At 68.4% G+C, this 869-nt stretch carries 1 protein-coding gene; it reads left to right on the top strand.

The features are described 5' to 3' along the window. Positions 1-869, top strand: an 869-nt coding sequence (locus tag A5701_RS07715; protein WP_231972782.1) for a condensation domain-containing protein, incomplete at both ends; no start/stop codon positions are given.

Here is an 869-nt window from a genome sequence, read left to right as displayed (position 1 = left end):
CGCGAGGACCGCCCCGGCGACAAACGCCTCGTGGGCTACCTCACCGGCACCGCCGACCCCAGCGAACTCCGCACCGCGCTGGCCGAGCGGCTACCGGCCTACATGATCCCGGCGGCCATCGTGGCCTTGCCGGCACTACCCACCACCCTCAACGGCAAGCTCGACACCCAGGCCCTGCCCCTGCCCGACTACCGGGACGCCGATCACTACCGCGCCCCGGCCACCGCGGTCGAAGAGATCCTGGCCGGCATCTACGCCCAAGTCCTCGGTGTCGAGCGGGTCGGCGTGGACGATTCCTTCTTCGATCTGGGTGGTGACTCGCTGTCGGCGATGCGGGTGATCGCGGCCATCAATAACGGCCTGGACAGCCGCCTTTCGGTGCGAGAGCTGTTCGAGGCCCCCACGGTCGCGCAGCTGGCCCCCCGCGTCGTCTCCGGCGGCGGTGGCCTGGCGCCGTTGGTGCCCTGCGAACGCCCGCCGACGGTCCCACTGTCGTTCGCCCAGTCCCGGTTGTGGATTATCGACCAACTGCACGGGCCGTCGCCCGTCTACAACATGGCGGCGGCGCTGCGACTGGAGGGTCCACTCGACACCGACGCTTTGCGTGCCGCACTGGGCGACGTGGTGGCGCGGCACGAAAGTTTGCGGACCGTCTTCACCGCACCCGAGGGAAACCCCCAGCAGATCGTCCTGCCGCCCACCCAATCCGCCGTCAGATGGGACGTGGTCAAGACCGACGGCTGGTCCGCCAACCGGTTGCAGGAGGTCATCGAGGCGGCGGCGCGCTACGCGTTTGATTTGTCGGTTGAGATTCCTTTGCGGGCAACGCTTTTCCGTGTGGGTTGCGATGAGCATGTGTTGGTGGCGGT

The organism is Mycobacterium sp. E3305, assembly GCF_001666785.1.
Lineage (GTDB): Bacteria > Actinomycetota > Actinomycetes > Mycobacteriales > Mycobacteriaceae > Mycobacterium.
This window is presented reverse-complemented; position numbering and strand designations above follow the sequence as displayed.